Annotated in this window: 9 protein-coding genes and 3 pseudogenes; 5 read left to right on the top strand and 7 right to left on the bottom strand. The window is 72.9% G+C overall.

Going from position 1 to position 16949, the window contains the following annotated elements:
- Nucleotides 1-33 precede the first annotated feature (33 nt).
- Genes CGL27_RS06450 through CGL27_RS06435 form a run of 4 tightly spaced genes read right to left on the bottom strand, consistent with a single transcriptional unit; the run spans nucleotide 34 to nucleotide 4436 of the window.
- Nucleotides 34-681 (bottom strand): TetR family transcriptional regulator, encoded by a 648-nt coding sequence (locus tag CGL27_RS06450; RefSeq protein WP_119985200.1) that lies wholly within the window; start codon nucleotides 679-681, stop codon nucleotides 34-36.
- 10 nt (nucleotides 682-691) lie between these two features.
- Nucleotides 692-2854 carry a xanthine dehydrogenase family protein molybdopterin-binding subunit gene (locus tag CGL27_RS06445; RefSeq protein ID WP_119985199.1) on the bottom strand — a complete coding sequence of 721 codons (2163 nt, stop codon included), beginning with the start codon at nucleotides 2852-2854 and terminating at the stop codon, nucleotides 692-694.
- The gene (locus tag CGL27_RS06440) at nucleotides 2851-3852 is read right to left on the bottom strand and encodes a xanthine dehydrogenase family protein subunit M (protein ID WP_119985198.1); all 1002 of its coding nucleotides are present in this window, start codon (nucleotides 3850-3852) and stop codon (nucleotides 2851-2853) included. Before CGL27_RS06440 ends, CGL27_RS06445 begins: the two co-directional genes overlap by 4 nt.
- Nucleotides 3849-4436: a 2Fe-2S iron-sulfur cluster-binding protein gene (locus CGL27_RS06435; RefSeq protein WP_078638895.1), complete on the bottom strand. Its 588-nt coding sequence runs from the start codon at nucleotides 4434-4436 to the stop codon at nucleotides 3849-3851. The genes CGL27_RS06440 and CGL27_RS06435 overlap by 4 nt, the downstream gene beginning before the upstream one ends.
- 51 nt (nucleotides 4437-4487) lie before the next feature.
- On the opposite strand from CGL27_RS06435, the gene CGL27_RS06430 reads away from it, so the two are divergent.
- Nucleotides 4488-5639, top strand: a complete 1152-nt coding sequence (locus CGL27_RS06430) for an XdhC/CoxI family protein (RefSeq protein ID WP_078638894.1) — start codon at nucleotides 4488-4490, stop codon at nucleotides 5637-5639.
- 77 nt (nucleotides 5640-5716) lie between these two features.
- Nucleotides 5717-7059, top strand: a pseudogene (locus CGL27_RS06425) (MFS transporter).
- Nucleotides 7060-7197: 138 nt separating this feature from the next.
- Here the strand turns inward: CGL27_RS06425 and gndA are convergent.
- Nucleotides 7198-8652, bottom strand: coding sequence for an NADP-dependent phosphogluconate dehydrogenase (gene gndA / locus CGL27_RS06420; protein WP_078638892.1), 1455 nt, complete (start codon nucleotides 8650-8652; stop codon nucleotides 7198-7200).
- A 474-nt stretch (nucleotides 8653-9126) separates the two neighbouring features.
- Here gndA and CGL27_RS06415 point away from each other — a divergent pair, with 474 nt between their 5' ends.
- From CGL27_RS06415 to CGL27_RS06405, 3 genes are all read left to right on the top strand, one after another.
- A complete protein-coding gene (locus CGL27_RS06415; protein WP_119985197.1) occupies nucleotides 9127-9672 on the top strand; it encodes a GNAT family N-acetyltransferase in 546 nt (181 codons plus the stop codon).
- 566 nt (nucleotides 9673-10238) lie between these two features.
- On the top strand, nucleotides 10239-14195 hold the full coding sequence (locus CGL27_RS06410; protein WP_119985196.1) for a Pls/PosA family non-ribosomal peptide synthetase: 3957 nt from the start codon (nucleotides 10239-10241) through the stop codon (nucleotides 14193-14195).
- The gene (locus CGL27_RS06405; RefSeq protein WP_119985195.1) at nucleotides 14192-15580 is read left to right on the top strand and encodes a M1 family metallopeptidase; all 1389 of its coding nucleotides are present in this window, start codon (nucleotides 14192-14194) and stop codon (nucleotides 15578-15580) included. Before CGL27_RS06410 ends, CGL27_RS06405 begins: the two co-directional genes overlap by 4 nt.
- Nucleotides 15581-16302: 722 nt before the next feature.
- Here the strand turns inward: CGL27_RS06405 and CGL27_RS51555 are convergent.
- Nucleotides 16303-16500: pseudogene (locus CGL27_RS51555) on the bottom strand (ABC transporter substrate-binding protein); the annotation flags it as partial.
- Nucleotides 16501-16577: 77 nt separating this feature from the next.
- Nucleotides 16578-16747: pseudogene (rpmF, locus tag CGL27_RS06390) on the bottom strand (50S ribosomal protein L32).
- Nucleotides 16748-16949 lie beyond the last annotated feature (202 nt).

Genomic DNA, 16949 nt, shown 5'->3' with positions numbered 1-16949 from the left:
ACGTGAAGCGGAACGGGAAATTCTGTCCCTCCGTCAGCGGTCCCGTGCCACCTCACCGACGGGCCCCGAAGGCACGCCGTAGCCCGCCACCAGCGCCCGCGCGGCCTGGGTCGCACGGGTGGCGACCCCCTCGACCACGTCATCCGGATCGCCGAACTTCCCTTCCAGCAATTGGGCGACATACCCCCGGGCGAGTGCGTGCAGCGCGTCGAGCAGCGCCACGGCCGTCGCAGGTCCCTCGCCCGGAGCGATCACCGCGAAGGCGCTCGGCAGCAGCAGATCGACGAACTCCCTGGTGCTGTCCCGTAGCTCCGGATGGGTGGCCCGCAACCCCGGGGCGAACAGGATGTCCAGCCCGCCGCGGTAGCGGGCGGCCGCGCGCACGAAGCTGCCCGCCACCGTCGCCAGCCGCTCCTGAGCGGACCCGGTCTCGGCCGCGGTCTCCAGGTAGATGGCCCGCAGCCGCCGCGAGACCTCCAGCGCGGCGGCGGCGAGCAGCGCGTCACGGTCGGCGAAGTGGCGGTACGGGGCACCGGGGCTGACACAGGTGCGGCGCGCGGCCTCCGCGACGGAGAAGCCGCGCACCCCGACCTCGTCGATGATCTGCAGGGTTACCTCCACCAGCGCGGCGGCCAGGTCGCCGTGGTGGTAGGTGGCGCGTCCCTTCGGGGTGGCTGCCATTCGGGTGACCCTACCCGACCCGAGGTTCCGGCTTGCCCGCCCCTGGCCTGCGCTTTTCGGCGGACCTGGCCGCCCGCAGCGCCTCCCGCGAGCGCTCGATGCGGATCGGCAGATCCCGCACCCGTTCTCCGGTGGCATGGTGGAAGGCGTTGCCGATGGCCGCCGCCGCGCCCACGATGCCCAGTTCGCCGATGCCCTTGGCACCCACCGGGTTGGAGGTGTTGTCGGTCTCCTCCAGGCACACCACGTCCAGCCGCGGGACATCGGCGTGGGCGGCGATGTGATAGCCCGCGAAGTCATGGTTGGCGAAGTCGCCGAAGACCGGATCGACCTCCCCGATCTCCAGCAGCGCCATCGACAGACCCATCGTCATGGCTCCCAGGAACTGCGAGCGCGCGGTGTGCGGATTGACGATCCGCCCGGCCGCGAACACGCCCAGCATCCGGTCCACCCGGATCTCACCGGTGTCGGCGTCCACCCGCACCTGGGCGAACTGCGCCCCGAAGGTGTGCCGCGACAGATCCGCCCGCTGCCCCAGGTCCTCGGTGGTGTCGGCCACCACCTCGAGACCGCCGTCCGGGACCACACCCGCGTAGCCGTCCAGCTCCTTCAGCAGCGCACGGCACGCCTTGTCCACCGCCCAGCCCCAGGAGGCGGTGCCCAGCGAACCGCCCGCGAACGGCGCCATGCCCAGGGACGCGCGGCCGATCTCCAGCCGCAGCCGCGACACCGGAATGCCCAGCGCGTCCGCCGCCACCTGGGTGAGGGCGGTGCGGGCACCCGTGCCGAGGTCGGCCGCCCCGATGCGCACCCGGTACGTGCCGTCCTCCTCGGCGCGCGCCACCGCGGAGGAGGGGAAGGTGTAGTCCGGGTGGTGCGAGGCGGCCACACCGGTGCCGACCAGCCAGCGCCCCTCGCGCCGGATCCCCGGCGTCGGATCGCGGTGTTCCCAGCCGAAGCGCGCCGCGCCCTCGCGCAGGCAGGCGACCAGGTTGCGGCTGCTGAACGGCTTACCGCTCTCCGGGTCGTTCTCCGGCTCGTTGCGGATCCGCAGCTCGATCGGGTCCATGCCCAGCGCCTCGGCCAGTTCGTCGACGGCCGACTCCAGCGCGAACATCCCCGGCGTGTGGCCGGGTGCGCGGAACCAGGCGGGCGTCATCACATCCAGCGGCGCCACCTTCACCGTCGTACGGGCGTTGGGCGCCGTGTACATCATCCGCGTCGAGGACACCGTCTGGTCGGCGAACGGCACCAGGGCCGAGCGCTGCTGCACCGAGTCGTGCTGGATCACCGTCAGCCGGCCGTCGCGTCCGGCCCCCAGCCGCACCCGCTGGATCGTGGGGGAGCGGTAGGGGATCAGCTGGAACATCTGCTGCCGGGTCAGGGAGATCTTCACCGGCCGTCCGACGGCCCGTGCGGCCAGCGCCGCCAGCACCGTCGGCGAGCGCGGAATGCCCTTGGACCCGAAGCCCCCGCCGATGTTCTCGGCGACGACCTCCACCGCACTCAGCTCGATCCCGAACAGCGCGGACAGCAGCTGCGCGCTCATGTACGGGCCCTGGTCGGAGTTGAACAGCGTCAGCCGCTCCTCGTCCCACACCGCGATGGTGGCATGCGGCTCCATCGGGCTCACATGCTCGACCGGGGTGGTGTACGTGTTGTCCACCCGCACCGGAGCGGCGGCCCACGCCGCGTCGGCGTCACCGCGCTCGACCAGGCCAGGGCTGCCGTCGGTCACCGTCTCGGCGATCTCCAGCCGCTCGTCGTCGGCGCGCAGCACCACATCGTGCGGCTCCCGCTCATAGCTCACCCGGACCGCCGCCGCACCCTCGCGCGCCGCCTCCAGCGAGGTGGCCACCACGGCGGCCACCATCTGGCCGTGGTAGGCCACCTGAGGGGACTGCAGCACGAAGAGGTCCGCGCTCGCCTGTGCCTCGGCGTTCAGCCGCGGGGCGTTGGTGTGGTCGAGCACCGTCAGCACACCGGGCAGGGCCAGCGCCGGGGCGGGATCCACCTCCGTCACCCGGCCGCGGGCGACGGTCGCCTGCACCGGCCACACGTAGCTGACGCCCTGAGTGGGGTACTCATAGGCGTAGCGCGCCGCGCCGGTCACCTTGTCCAGGCCGTCGACCCGGGTCATCGGGGCGCCGACGCATCGCTCGACGGTGGTCATGCGCGATCCTTCCTCGCGACGAGGTCGCGGACGCCCGCGACGATCAGATCAATGGCCAGGTCGACCTTGAAGGCGTTGTCCGGCAGCGGCCGCGCCTCGGCCAGCTCGGCCCGGGCCGCCTCCCGCAGCGTCTCCTCGTCCGGCCGGCCGCCGCGCAGCCGCTCCTCGGCGATCCGGGCCCGCCACGGCCGGGGCGCCACCCCGCCGAGCGCGATCCGTACGTCCCGGAGCGAGCCGTCCTCGGCCACGGACACCGCGGTGGCGGCGCTCACCAGCGCGAAGGCGTACGACCAGCGGTCCCGCACCTTGCGGTAGCGCATCCGGGCACCGTGCGGCGGCGGGGGCAGCTCCACGGCGGTGATGAGGTCGCCGTGGTCCAGGACGGTCTCCCGGTGCGGTGTGCCGCCGGGCAGCAGATACAGCTCCGCCACCGGAACGGTGCGCGAGCCGCCGTCCACGGACCGCAGATGCGCCACCGCGTCGAGCGCCACCAGCGCCACCGCCATGTCGGAGGGGTGGGAGGCCACGCACTGGTCGGAGGTGCCCAGCACGGCCAGATCGCGGTGCGCGCCCTGGATCGCCGGACACCCGGTGCCCGGTTCGCGCTTGTTGCATGGCTTGGTCACATCCTGGAAGTACCCGCAACGGGTGCGTTGCAGCAGATTGCCGCCCACCGTGGCCACCGTGCGCAGCTGCCCGGACGCCCCGGCCAGCAGTGCCTGGGACAGCAGCGGGAAGCGCTCGCGGATGCCCGGATCGCCCGCCAGAGCGCCGTTGCGCACGGTGGCGCCGATGAGCACGGAGCCGTCGGCGCGGTACTCGATCCGGTCGTACGGCAGCCGGGAGACGTCGATGAGCAGCCCGGGGCCGGTGACGCCGAGCTTCATCAGATCCACCAGATTGGTGCCCCCGCCGAGATAAGCGGCATCGGGGCGCTCGGCGATCAGCGCGGCCGCCTCGTCGGCGTCGCCCGCGCGGGCGTAGGCGAACTCCTTCATCGGGCGCCTCCGACCGTGGCAGTGTCCTGGGCGCCCTGCGTGCCCGCGGCGTCCAGCACGGCCTCCACGATGCCGTTGTACGCACCGCAGCGGCACAGATTGCCGCTCATGCGCTCGCGCACCTCACGCGCGTCCAGCTCCGAGACATCGGCCACCCCGGCGGCGGTGTCCTCGGTGACATGGCTGGGCCAGCCGCGCCCGGCCTCGCCCAGCGCCCCGATGGCGGAACAGATCTGGCCCGGGGTGCAGTAGCCGCACTGCAGCCCGTCGTGGTCGAGGAAGGCGCGCTGCACCGGGTGCAGTTCCGCGCCGTCCGACAGCGCCGCCACGCCCTCGATGGAGACGATCTCGCGCTCCTCGGCGGTCACCGCGAACACCAGGCAGCTGTTCACCCGCTCACCGTCGACCAGCACCGTGCAGGCCCCGCACTGACCGTGGTCGCAGCCCTTCTTGGTGCCCGTGAGTCCCAGCCGCTCGCGCAACACATCGAGCAGGGTCGTCCGGTTGTCGATCGTCATCGAGTGGGACGTGCCGTTGATCCGCAAGATGATGTCGCTACTCGGTGATTGATGTGAGAGGCTCATACATTGAATGTATCAACCTCTTACATGGGTCGGCGAGGAGATTTGGATTCCATGCGAGACGTCGTAGCGCAGATGCACCGATGGTGGGGCGAGGGCGAGCCGTTCGCCCGTGCCACGGTGGTGGCGACCTGGCACTCCTCCCCGCTGCCGCCCGGGACGAGCATGCTGGTCGGGCCCGATGGCGCCGCGATCGGCAGCGTCTCCGGCGGCTGCGTCGAGGGCGCCGTCTACGAACTGGCCCAGGAGGTGACCGACAGCGGCACGCCCGTGCTGGAGCGCTACGGCGTCAGCGACGACGACGCCTTCGCGGTCGGGCTGACCTGCGGCGGAATCATCGATGTGTATGTGGAGCGGGTCGACCCCGAAGGCTTCCCCGAACTGGGCGAGGTGGCCACCGCGGTGGCCGCCGGGGAGCCGGTGGCCGAGGTGATCTGCGTGGCCGTCGACGGTCCCGACCCGGAGGGGCGGCTGGGCCGCCGGCTGGTCGTACGGCCCGAGGGCACCTCGGGATCCCTCGGCTCCGGACGGCTGGACGCGGCCATCGCCGAGGACGCGCGCGGACTGCTGGCCGGCGGGCGCACCGAAACCCTGCGCTACGGCTACGACGGCACGCGCATGGACGAGGAGCTCACCCTGTTCGTCTCCGTCCACGCCACCCCGCCGAGGATGCTGGTCTTCGGCGCCGTCGACTTCGCGGCGGCCATGGCCCGGATCGGCGCGTACCTCGGCTACCACGTCACCGTGTGCGACGCCCGGCCGGTCTTCGCCACCGCGCGCCGCTTCCCCGATGCGCATGAGGTGGTGACCGACTGGCCGCACCGCTACCTGCGCACCGAGGCGGAGGCGGGCCGGATCGACGAACGCACGGTGGTCTGTGTCCTCACCCACGACCCGAAATTCGATGTGCCGCTGCTGGACGTCGCCCTGCGCCTGCCGCTGGCCTACGTCGGCGCCATGGGCTCCCGCCGCACCCACGACGACCGGCTGCGCCGGCTGCGCGCCACCGGTCTCGGCGAGGAGGCGCTGACCCGGCTCGCCTCGCCGATCGGCCTGGACCTCGGCGCCCGTACCCCGGAGGAGACCGCCGTCAGCATCGCGGCCGAGATCATCGCCGACCGCGGGGGCGGCAGCGGCACCCGGCTGACCTCCCTGAGCGGCAGCATCCACGGCCGGCGGTCGATGCGGCCCGCGGCCGGAGACTGAGCCGGGGCCACGGCGCGGGCCGGGGGTCGTCACAATGGTTCCCGGCCCGAATGGATGTAGGAGGAATCGAACCAGCCGTGGAGACCGCCAGAAGCAGCGACGACGAGATAGAACCCACCGCCCGGGACGACGACACGCCCCCCGGAGCCGGGGACGGCGCCCCCGCCCCGCCGCCGAAACCCGGCTGGCGCCGCTGGGTGATGGACACCCGGCCGCTGCGCCACCGCCCCTTCCGACGGCTGTGGACCTCCACCACCGTCACGGCCGTCGGCAGCCAGCTCACCGCCGTGGCCGTCCCCAAGCAGATCTACGACATCACCGGCTCATCGGCGTGGGTCGGCTACGCCAGCTTCGCGGGGCTCCTCCCGCTGGTGGTCTTCGCGCTGTGGGGCGGGGTGGTCGCCGACCGGATGGACCGGCGCACCCTGATGCTTGTCACCAACGTGGGCATCGCCGTCACCTCGCTGCTGTTCTGGGCGCAGTCCTTCGCCGGTCTGGACTCGGTGGCGGTGCTCATGGTGCTGCTCGCCGCCCAGCAGGGCTTCTTCGGCATGAACTCCCCGGCCCGCAGCGCCTCCGTCGCCCGCCTCGTCCCCGCCGACGAACTGCCCGCCGCGGGCGCCCTGCAGTCCACCGTCGCCCAGACGGGCATGATCATCGGCCCGCTGCTCGCGGGCGCCCTGATCCCCGTCCTCGGCCTGCCCACGCTCTATCTCCTCGACGCCGTGGCGCTGTGCATCACTCTGTGGGCCGTCTGGCGGCTGCCGTCCCTCCCGCCCCTCACCGAGGGCGCCGCGGGCGGCGGGCGGCGGGCCGGATGGCGCGATGTGGTCGAGGGCTTCCGGTACATCGCCGCCCACCGCATCCTGCTGATGTCCTTTCTCGCGGACATCATCGCCATGGTCTTCGGCATGCCCCGCGCGCTCTTCCCCCAGCTCGCCTCGCACACCTACGCGCCCTGGGGGAGGGGTTCGCGCTCGGCCTGCTCTTCGCGGCGATCCCGATCGGCGCGGTGGCCGGCGGTCTGCTGTCCGGCACCTTCTCCCGCGCCCGCCGCCACGGTCTGATGGTCATCGCCGCCGTAGTGGCCTGGGGCGTGGCCATCGCCGGGTTCGGGCTCAGCCCGAACCTGTGGTGGGCGGTGGCCTTCCTCGCCCTCGCGGGCGTCGCCGACATGGTCTCGATGGTCTTCCGCGGGGCGATCCTCCAGTCGGCCGCCACCGACGACATGCGCGGCCGGATGCAGGGCGTGTTCACCGTGGTGGTGGCGGGCGGCCCGCGCATCGCCGACCTGCTGCACGGCACCGCGGGCTCCCTCCTCGGAGCCCGCGCGGCGGTCGCCGCGGGCGGGCTGCTGGTGGCCGTCAGCACGCTCGGGCTGGCCGCCGCGGTGCCCGCCTTCCGCCGCTACACACCCTGACGACGCGGCGGCGGCGCGACGGCACGAGGGGCGTGGCACAGTCGCACGACGGGCGCGCCCGCGGCATACAACGTCACGAGGGCCGTGTCCCCCCGCCGGAATCCGGCGCGGGGACACGGCCCTCGTGACGTCGCGACGTCAGGCCGTACGCTCGTCGCGGTCGGCGCCCCACATCGTGTGGAACGAACCCTCGCGGTCCACCCGCCGGTAGGTGTGCGCGCCGAAGAAGTCCCGCTGCCCCTGGACCAGCGCGGCGGGCAGCCGCTCCGAGCGCAGCGCGTCGTAGTACGCCAGCGCCGCCGAGAAGCCCGGTGCCGGCACGCCCAGCTCGACCGAGGTGGACACCACTCGCCGCCAGGCGTCCTGCGCCGCGCCCAGCGCCTCCGCGAAGTGGGCGTCGGTCAGCAGCGTCACGGGCTTGCGGTCCTTGGCGTACGCCTCGGTGATCCGGTTCAGGAACCGCGCCCGGATGATGCAGCCGCCGCGCCAGATCTTCGCGACCGCCCCCGGGTCGATGTCCCAGCCGTACTCCTGGCTGCCCGCCTCGATCTGGTGGATGCCCTGCGCGTACGCCACGATCTTCGAGGCGTACAGCGCCTGCTCGACATCGTCGGCGAACCGCTCCGCCGCCTCGCCCGTGAGCTTCTTGCCGGACGGCCCCGGCAGCCCCTGCGAGGCGTCCCGCAGATCCGCGTGGCCGGACAGCGAACGGGCGAACACCGCCTCGGCGATCCCGCTCACCGGCACGCCCAGGTCCAGCGCGGTCTGGACGGTCCAGCGGCCGGTGCCCTTCTGCTCGGCCTGGTCCTGCACCACGTCCACGAACGGCTTGCCGGTCGCGGCGTCGGTGTGCCCGAGCACCTCGGCGGTGATCTCGATCAGATACGACTCGAGCCGGCCGCCGTTCCAGGTGCGGAAGACCTCCGCGATCTCACCCGGCGTCATGCCCAGCGCCCGCCGCAGCAGGTCGTAGGACTCCGCGATGAGCTGCATGTCCGCGTACTCGATGCCGTTGTGGACCATCTTCACGAAGTGGCCGGCCCCATCCGGGCCGATATAGGTGCAGCAGGGGACGCCGTCCACCTTGGCGGAGATGTCCTCCAGCAGCGGGCCGAGCGACTTGTAGGATTCCGCCGATCCGCCGGGCATGATGCTGGGCCCGTTGAGCGCGCCTTCCTCGCCGCCGGAGATGCCGGTGCCCACGAAGTGCAGCCCGCGCTCGCGCAGGGACTTCTCCCGGCGCCGGGTGTCATCGAAGTGGGCGTTGCCCCCGTCGATGATCACATCGCCCTCTTCGAGGAGGGGTGCGAACTCCTCGATGACGGCGTCGGTGGGCGCACCCGCCTTGACCATGATGACAAGCCGCCGGGGCCGCTGCAGGGCTGCGACGAACTCCGCGGCGCTCTCGGCCGGCACGAAGCTCCCCTCGTGGCCGTGCTCCTCCATCAGCGCCTTGGTCTTGGCGAACGTGCGGTTGTGGAGAGCGACGGTGTGCCCGTGCCGGGCGAAGTTGCGGGCGAGGTTGCTACCCATGACGGCGAGCCCGGTGACGCCGATCTGGGCGGTCGCCTGGGCGGTGGAAGAGCTGGGCATACGGTGTTCCACTCCTGTCACGCGCATCGAAAGCTTATGCGAGGTGGCAACGACGAGGGGAGCGGGGATCTTCCCTCACGGTCAGCCGGGCATCGCCCGGCCATAGTTGCACGATGTTCCCGACGGCGGACGCGTGTCCGAAGAAAGCGGCCGAGGTGTGTCATTTTTCTCCCACCCGGACGGTGTATCGGTTTGTGGGGTATCCACAAGGCGGTTGGTGGACAGGTGGTGAGCGTGCGATGGGTGCGTGAGCAGCGCTCTGCCGTCCTCGCCGGGCAGTTCGGCGTCCACGGCGATGCTGCGCGGTACTGGCGCGGAGCAGTTGTTCCGCAGGTGTCGTATGCCTGGTCTCTGAGCGCGGGTGAATCCTCAACTCGCTGAGCGATGCCCTGGGTTGAAGCGGACTGCCGAGCCGGTGGGGTCCATCGAGTCGGCGTCTTGATCGCTGCCGAGCCGCTGGCTAACTTGACTGGCGTGACCGACCTCAGACCCCTCGCCTGGCCACCTGCCCCGATAAAGACCGAGCGGCTCGTACTCCGCGAGTCCGAGGCCCGGGACCGCGCAGCGGTCATCGAGCTGAACGCCTCGCCAGAGGTGGGCACCTACCTCGGTGGTCCTCGACCGCGTGCCGAGCTCGAACGCACGGTGCCCGAGGTGCCCGGGCGGCGCCCTGGCTTCTTCGTGGTCGAGCTCGATGGAGCGACGATCGGCACCATCCAGCTCGACCCGCAAGACCTCGAGCGTCCGGATAACCGCCTGGAGGCAGGGGAGACCGAGCTCGGCTACCTGTTCCTGCCGGAGGCGTGGGGACGCGGGTACGCCACCGAGGCGTGCACGGCGGCACTCGACTGGTTTGCGGGCGTGCTCCCCGGTGAGCCGGTGGTGCTCTACACCCAGACCGCCAACGTCCGCTCGATGCGCCTCGCGGCGAAGCTCGGGTTCAGCGAGCTGGAGCGATTCGAGGCGTACGGCGCCGAGCAGTGGTTCGGCGTGTGGTCTTCGGCCGCGCCGCTCGCTTGAGCCCGTGCTCGACGGCGCGGATCTACGAGGCCACGGCCCGAGGGGCGGCTGCCGGTTTTCCAAACCGCCAAGGGCCACGAGCGTGCGCAACATTCCGTGTCCGCCCGGACTGCGGCCGCTGTGAGACCGACCACAGGGTCGGGGCCCGCCGGGTGGCCGCCGCCGGGCCGCGAGCGAGACCAGAGAATCCGCCTCCTACCAGGCACGATACGAGAGGGACGGCGGCGGTTGGGAACGGCGTGCCACCGTGCCGCGCGGCCACGGGCTCGGGCCACCGACGCCTCGGAAGCCGACGGGCTCCTGTTAACACTGGGTAAACTGCCTGTTCGGCGTATGCGGGCGTCGGTTCGACCGGAGGGGCGGAACATGCCCGCCCGGCCACCGGTGCCCGCGATTCGAGCCGGCCGCTGGACGGCCGCGCCGAGTGGTCGCCCTCGCGGAAACCATCAGCCGCGAGCGGGTGTTCGGGACCCGGCTCAGTGTGGAGCCGGATGGCAGAGGCCGATGGTCCGGGTTGACCGGGCGGTGTCGCCGAACATTCGGTCCACCGACTGCGGAGAGGCCGAATGGCCGTAATAGACGAGTCCCAAGCACTGATCGACCCGCTGCCGGCACCCGCCGAGGAGGAGCCCGCGGTACCGCCCGCCCTGTTCCCCGGACGCGGCGCCCACGCCGAGCGCACCCTCATGGACGTCCTCGCAGAGACGGCCCGGCGCCACCCGAACGCCCCTGCCGTCGACGACGGTACGGCGGCACTCAGCTACCGTGCGCTCCTTGCCGAGGTGGAGAGGGTGCGGCTGCGGCTGGTCGAGGCGGGCCTCGGTGTCGGTGACCGGGTGGGCATCCGCGTCCCGTCCGGGACCGCCGACCTGTACGTCGGGATCCTTGCCGTGCTGGCCGCCGGCGCGGCCTATGTGCCGGTGGACGCGGAGGACCCGGACGAGCGGGCCGAGCTGGTCTTCTCCGAGGCCGGGGTGAGCGTGGTCCTCGGCGACGGGCTCGAGATGACGGTGCGCGCCGAGCCGCACGGCGTCCCCGGCCGCCCGGGGCCCGGCGACGACGCGTGGATCATCTTCACCTCAGGGTCGACCGGCAAGCCCAAGGGCGTCGCCGTCACCCACCGCAGCGCGGCCGCGTTCGTGGACGCCGAGGCCGGGCTGTTCCTGGCCGATGAGCCCATGGGGCCGGGCGACCGGGTGCTGGCCGGCCTGTCGGTGGCCTTCGACGCGTCATGCGAAGAGATGTGGCTCGCCTGGCGCGGGGGCGCCTGCCTGGTGCCCGCGCCCCGGTCGCTGGTGCGCACGGGCGTCGACCTCGGCCCCTGGCTGGTCGAGCAGGAGATCACCGTGGTCTCCACGGTCCCCACGCTGGCGGCGCTGTGGCCGGTGGAGGCGCTGGACGACGTACGGCTGCTGATCTTCGGCGGCGAGGCGTGCCCGCCGGAACTGGCCGACCGGATGGCGGTCGAGGGCCGCGAGGTGTGGAACACCTACGGTCCGACCGAGGCCACTGTCGTCGCGTGCGCCGCGCAGCTGACCGGCGAGGGCCCGGTGCGGATCGGGCTGCCGCTCGACGGCTGGGAGCTGGCGGTCGTGAACTCCCGGGGTGAGGCCGTGCCCATGGGCGAGGTCGGCGAGCTGGTGATCGGCGGGGTCGGGCTGGCCCGGTATCTCGACCCGGCGAAGGACGCCGAGAAGTACGCCCCGCTGCCGTCGCTGGGCTGGTCGCGGGCGTACCGCAGCGGTGACCTGGTACGCGCCGAGGAGGAGGGGCTGCTGTTCGTCGGCCGAGCCGACGAACAGATCAAGCTGGGCGGCCGCCGGATCGAGCTGGGGGAGGTGGACGCCGCGCTGCAGGCGCTGCCGGGCGTGGCGGGCGCCGCGGCGGCGGTGCGGACGACCAAGGCGGGCCACCAGTTGCTGGTGGGCTATGTCGTACCCGAGGAGAGCGCGGCGGAGGACGGCGGCTTCGACCAGGCGGACGCGCTGCACCGGCTGCGGCAGGCGCTGCCCGCCGCGCTGGTGCCGCTGCTCGCGGTGGTCGGCACGCTGCCCACCCGTACCTCCGGCAAGGTGGACCGGGCGGCGCTGCCCTGGCCGCTGCCGGGTGTCGGCACGGACGGACCGGCGGACGAGCTGACCGAGACCGAGAGCTGGCTCGCCGAGCTGTGGGGCGAGGTGCTGGGCACCCCGGCGAGCGGGCCGGACGCCGACTTCTTCGCGGCGGGCGGCGGCAGCCTCGCCGCCGCCCAGCTCGTCTCGCGGATCCGGGACCGCTACCCCAGCGGATCGGTCAGCGACATCTACCAGAACCCGCGGCTGGACGCGCTCGCCCGGACGCTGGAGGCGTCGGGCGGCGAGACGACGGCACCGCGCACCGTACGGCCCGTACCCGGGCGTACCGGTGTCGCGCAGACGCTGCTGATGCTGCCGCTGCTGACGGTCGCCGGGCTGCGCTGGGGCGTGGCGGCGGCCGCGGTCATCAACGTGCTGAACCTCTGCGGTGCCGCCCCTTACGCGCCCACCGTCTCTTGGTGGTGGATCCTGCTCGGCTGGCTGCTCTGCGTCTCGCCGCCCGGCCGGATCGCGATCGCCGCGGGTGGTGCGCGGCTGCTGCTGCGGGGTCTGAAACCGGGGACGTACCCGCGCGGCGGTGGCGTCCACCTGCGGCTGTGGACGGCCGAGCGGCTGGCCGAACTGAGCGGTGCCACCGGCCTGTCCGGCAGCTGGCTCACCCACTACGCCAGGGCGCTGGGCGTGCGCGTCGGCGACGATGTCGATCTGCACGCGCTGCCGCCGGTGACCGGGATGCTCAAGCTCGGCAAGGGCAGCGCGGTCGAGCCCGAGGTCGATCTGTCCGGCCACTGGCTGGACGGCGACCGGCTGCGGATCGGCCGGATCCGGATCGGCGCGGGCGCCACGGTCGGCGCCCGCAGCACGCTCTTCCCCGGCGCCCGGATCGGCAAGCGCGCCGAGATCGCCCCGGGGTCCGGGGTGACCGGTGCGGTGCCCGCGGGGCGCCGCTGGGCGGGCGTGCCGGCGGCCAAGTCCGGCAAGGCGGCGGACCGTCGGCCCGAGGGCCGGCCGGCCCGCACCCGCCGCTGGGCGTTCGTGTACGGGCTCACCTCGCTGGGGCTGACCCTGTTGCCCGCACTGGCGCTGCTGCCCGCGCTCGCCGTCATCACGCTGTTCGTGCGGGGCACCCGCGACGCGGGCACGGCGCTGCTCCACGCGCTGGCCGCCGTGCCGCTTGCGACGGTGGCCGGAATGGCCTGCTACGCACTGTTTGTCCTGGCTGGGGTGCGGACGCTCGGCCTCGGCCTGCGCGCGGGTCACCATCCCGTCCACGGGCGGATCGCCTGGCAGGCATGGGCCACCGAGCGGTTGATGGACATGGCGCGGGTGCATCTGTTCCCGCTGTACGCCAGCCTGTTCACCCCGGTGTGGCTGCGGGCGCTCGGGATGAAGGTCGGGCGCGGGGTCGAGGCGTCCACCGTGCTGGCCCTGCCGTCGATGACAACCGTCGGCGACGGCGCGTTTCTCGCCGACGACACCATGGTCGCCTCCTACGAACTGGGCGGCGGCCGGCTGCGGATCGCGGAGTCGCGGGTCGGCAAGATGGCGTTCCTCGGCAACTCGGGGATGGCCGTGGGCGGCAGTTCGGTGCCCAAGCGCGGTCTGGTCGGCGTGCTGTCCGCCGCGCCCAGGGGTGCCAAGGCGGGCAGCTCGTGGCTCGGGATGCCGCCGATGAAGCTGCCGCGGGCGGCCGAGGAGGGCGACCAGAGCCGTACGTACCGTCCGGCGCGGCGGCTGAAGTGGGCCCGCGGCGTGGTCGAGCTGTGCCGGATCGTCCCCGTGATGGGTGGTGCGGCGCTCGCGGTGCTGGTGCTGGCCGCCTTCGGGACGGTCGCCGCACGGTGGGGATTCGCGGCGGCCATGGCGGCCGGCGGGGTGCTGCTGCTCGCGGGCGGTCTGGTCGCGTGCGCCGTGGCGGTGCTGGCCAAGTGGCTGCTGGTGGGCCGGTTCAGGGCAGCCGAACGCCCGCTGTGGAGCTCGTTCGTGTGGCGCAACGAGCTGGCGGACACCTTCGTGGAGGTGCTGGCCGTACCGTGGCTGATCGGGGCCGTGTCCGGTACGCCGCTGATGAACTGGTGGCTGCGGGGCCTCGGCGCGCGCATCGGGCGCGGGGTGTGGTGCGAGACGTACTGGCTGCCGGAGGCCGACCTGGTACGGATCGGCTCGGGCGCGAGCGTGAACCGGGGGTGTGTGGTGCAGACCCATCTCTTCCACGACCGGATCATGCGCATGGACCAGGTGGTGCTGGAGGAGGGCGCCACCCTGGGCCCGCACGGCATCGTGCTGCCGGGCGCCACGGTCGGCACCTGTGCCACGGTGGGTCCGGCGTCGCTGGTGATGCGCGGCGAGACGCTGCCCGCGGGCACGCGGTGGCTCGGCAACCCGATCGCGGCGTGGAAGACGGAGAAGGTGCGGGACATGCGGAAGACGGAGGGTACGGCGAAGTGAGCAGGGGCAAGAGCGGCCGGGCGCAGGCCGCGCCCGGCGGCGGCGCCGGGGCGGCCCGGTCCGGGGACTCCTATCTGCCCGAGCACGGCAACGCCGGCTACCGGGTGACCCATTACGACCTGGAGCTGACCTACCGTCCGAACACCGGCCGGCTCTCGGGCCGCGCGCGGATCTCGGCGGTCGCCGAGCCGGGCGCCGCCGGCGAGCCGCTGTCCGGGTTCAGCCTCGACCTCGGCGCGTTCCGGGTCGACGGGGTGCTGGTCGACGGGGCCCGCGCGGCCCGCTACACCCACCGGGCGGACAAGCTGCGCATCCGCCCGGCGCGCCCGCTGGCCGCCGGGGCCCCGTTCACCGTGGAGGTGCGGTACGTCGGGGTGCCCCGGCCGGTGAAGACCCGGCATTGGGGCGACCTGGGCTGGGAGCAGTTGGAGGACGGGGCGCTGGTGGCGGGCCAGCCGATCGGCGCGCCGTCCTGGTTCCCGTGCAACGACCACCCCGCCGACAAGGCGTCGTACCGGATCGAGGTGACCGCGCCGTCGCCGTACGCGGTGGTCGCCGCCGGGACCCTGGACTCGCGCACGGTCAGCGCCTCCACCACGACCTGGGTGTACGAGCACCCGGCGCCGATGTCCACCTATCTCGCCACCGTCCAGATCGGCCTGTACGACCTGGTCGAGCTGACCGATCCGGCCGTGAGCCCGGTGCCCCAGCGGGCGGCGGTACCGCCGCGGCTGCGCGACCGCTTCGACCACGACTTCGCCCGCCAGCCCCGGATGATGGCCGCCTTCGAGGACCTCTTCGGCCGGTATCCATTCGACGAGTACGCCGTGGTGGTGACGGACGACGAGCTGGAGGTGCCGGTCGAGGCACAGACGCTCGCCATCTTCGGCGCCAACCATGTCGACGGGCACCGCGGCTGTGAGCGGCTGGTCGCCCATGAGCTGGCCCACCAGTGGTTCGGCAACAGTCTGAGCGTCGCCGACTGGCGCCACATCTGGCTGAACGAGGGCTTCGCCAAGTATGCCGAGTGGCTGTGGTCGGAAGCCTCCGGCAGCGTCCCCGCCGCCGTCATCGCGGCCCGCACCAGGGCCAAACTGGCGGATCAGCCGCAGGACCTGCTGGTCGCGGACCCGGGCATGCCGCGGATGTTCGACGACCGGGTCTACCAGCGGGGCGCACTGACGCTGCACGCGCTCCGTACGGTCCTCGGCGACGACAGCTTCTTCGCGGTGCTGCGGGAATGGACGGCCACGTACCGCCACGCCACCGTCACCACCGAGGAGTTCACCGCTCTCGCCCGGCGCCGCGCCGCACAGCCTCTCGACGCGCTGTTCACCGCCTGGCTCCACGCCCCGCGTCTGCCGGAACTCCCCGCCCCCAGGTGATCGGCTCCCACGCCCCGGGCGGGGCCGTGGTGCGCATGGTCACCTGGGTGCGCTGGCTCCTCGGTGATCAACGGCGCCAGGGCCTCGGCCGCCGCGGCGACGTCCGGTGCGCGGGCCGGTGCGGTGGCCGTGGTGGAGATCGTGGAGTGGCGCAGGGTCTTGGACACGCATCGAGGAGGAATAGTGTGCCAAGCTGCGGCAGTATCCCGGGGCGTCCCTCCGGTCGCGAGCGTCCCTCGGCAACCGGTCACCGCCTTGTTCCTCGGAGCGGGGGAGGCGAGGACGGTGTGACAGCCACCGCTCTCCACGAGGTGCCCGTGTCGAGGCCAACGCCGTCGTCGTGCGCCCCGGCGATGGGTGATCACGCCCGGGCGGCACCCGCGCTCGTCCGCGCCAGTGTTGATGTGGGCCGCCGAACGCGTTCCGGACTGTGCGGTCACGCTCCGTCGCCGCCGGAGCTGGGCGTGCCGGACCACGCGGCGGGCAGGACCTCGTCGACGGGCCCGCGGCGCACACAGCGGCCACCCTCGAACAGCGCGGCCTCCTGGGTCAGCGCACGGACTGCGGGCAGGTCGTGGCTGATGAAGAGCAGGGCGGTCCGGGCCGGGGCGAGGAGGCGGGGCAGCGCGTCGAGGACCTGCTGGCGGGAGACGGTGTCCGCGCTCGCGGGGCTTCAGGCCGTCGGGGTAGCCACGCAGGCCCAAGCCGAACAGGTCGTTCCCCGGCTCGCCGTGCCCGGCGAGGGCGACGCGCACCAGCGCCTGACGGTCGAGCCCGAGCTGCACGGCGCGCACCAGCCGCGGGTCGTCGAACGGCTTGCGGCCGGTGCGCAGCAGCAACTGCTGGGCGGTGGCCCGTTTCACGGTCAGCAGCCGCGTCGAGCCCTCCACCTTCAGCCGGTTCACAGAGGCGCCGGCCATGTCGGCGGCGTAGTGGACCTGTCCGGACAGCAGGGCGTTGAGGCCCGCGGCGTCTTCGGTGCGCGGGCACCGGGTGGTCAGCCCTCGGGGCTCAGCAGTCCGCGCCGGTAGGCGGGGACGAGGTTGCGCGGCACCCGGTGTTCGCGGCCGTCGAGGGCGATCGTCACCAGTTCCGGCTGCTCGCCTTCCACTGCGCGCGGCGGTGGCGGGTGTTGCTCCGGGACATCTTCCGCTTGGGCACGGCCATGACGTAAGGGTCCTTTCCTGTTCGGCGGGTGGTCGCCTGCACCGTATATGAAAATGGGTACCGTTTCCATGTAGTCTCCGTGGTGACACTGTGGCGTCGTCACGCTGCTCCGGCCATCGGCGGCGACGGGCGCACCGTGCTTGGCGGACGGCTGGGGAGGCGGGGGATCGGCGTGCCGGGCGAAACTCCCCGAGTTCTCCCC

Origin of the sequence: Streptomyces sp. 11-1-2, from assembly GCF_003595545.1 — a bacterium.
GTDB lineage: Bacteria > Actinomycetota > Actinomycetes > Streptomycetales > Streptomycetaceae > Streptomyces > Streptomyces hygroscopicus_B.
The sequence above is the reverse complement of the archived record's forward strand: the minus strand, read 5'-3'. Positions and strand labels throughout refer to the sequence as shown.

Coding starts and splice junctions, on each gene's coding strand:
- CGL27_RS06450 (WP_119985200.1), bottom strand. CDS start 681: ATGGCAGCCACCCCGAAGGGACGCGCCACCTACCACCACGGCGACCTG.
- CGL27_RS06445 (WP_119985199.1), bottom strand. CDS start 2,854: ATGACCACCGTCGAGCGATGCGTCGGCGCCCCGATGACCCGGGTCGAC.
- CGL27_RS06440 (WP_119985198.1), bottom strand. CDS start 3,852: ATGAAGGAGTTCGCCTACGCCCGCGCGGGCGACGCCGACGAGGCGGCC.
- CGL27_RS06435 (WP_078638895.1), bottom strand. CDS start 4,436: ATGAGCCTCTCACATCAATCACCGAGTAGCGACATCATCTTGCGGATC.
- CGL27_RS06430 (WP_078638894.1), top strand. CDS start 4,488: ATGCGAGACGTCGTAGCGCAGATGCACCGATGGTGGGGCGAGGGCGAG.
- gndA (WP_078638892.1), bottom strand. CDS start 8,652: ATGCCCAGCTCTTCCACCGCCCAGGCGACCGCCCAGATCGGCGTCACC.
- CGL27_RS06410 (WP_119985196.1), top strand. CDS start 10,239: ATGGCCGTAATAGACGAGTCCCAAGCACTGATCGACCCGCTGCCGGCA.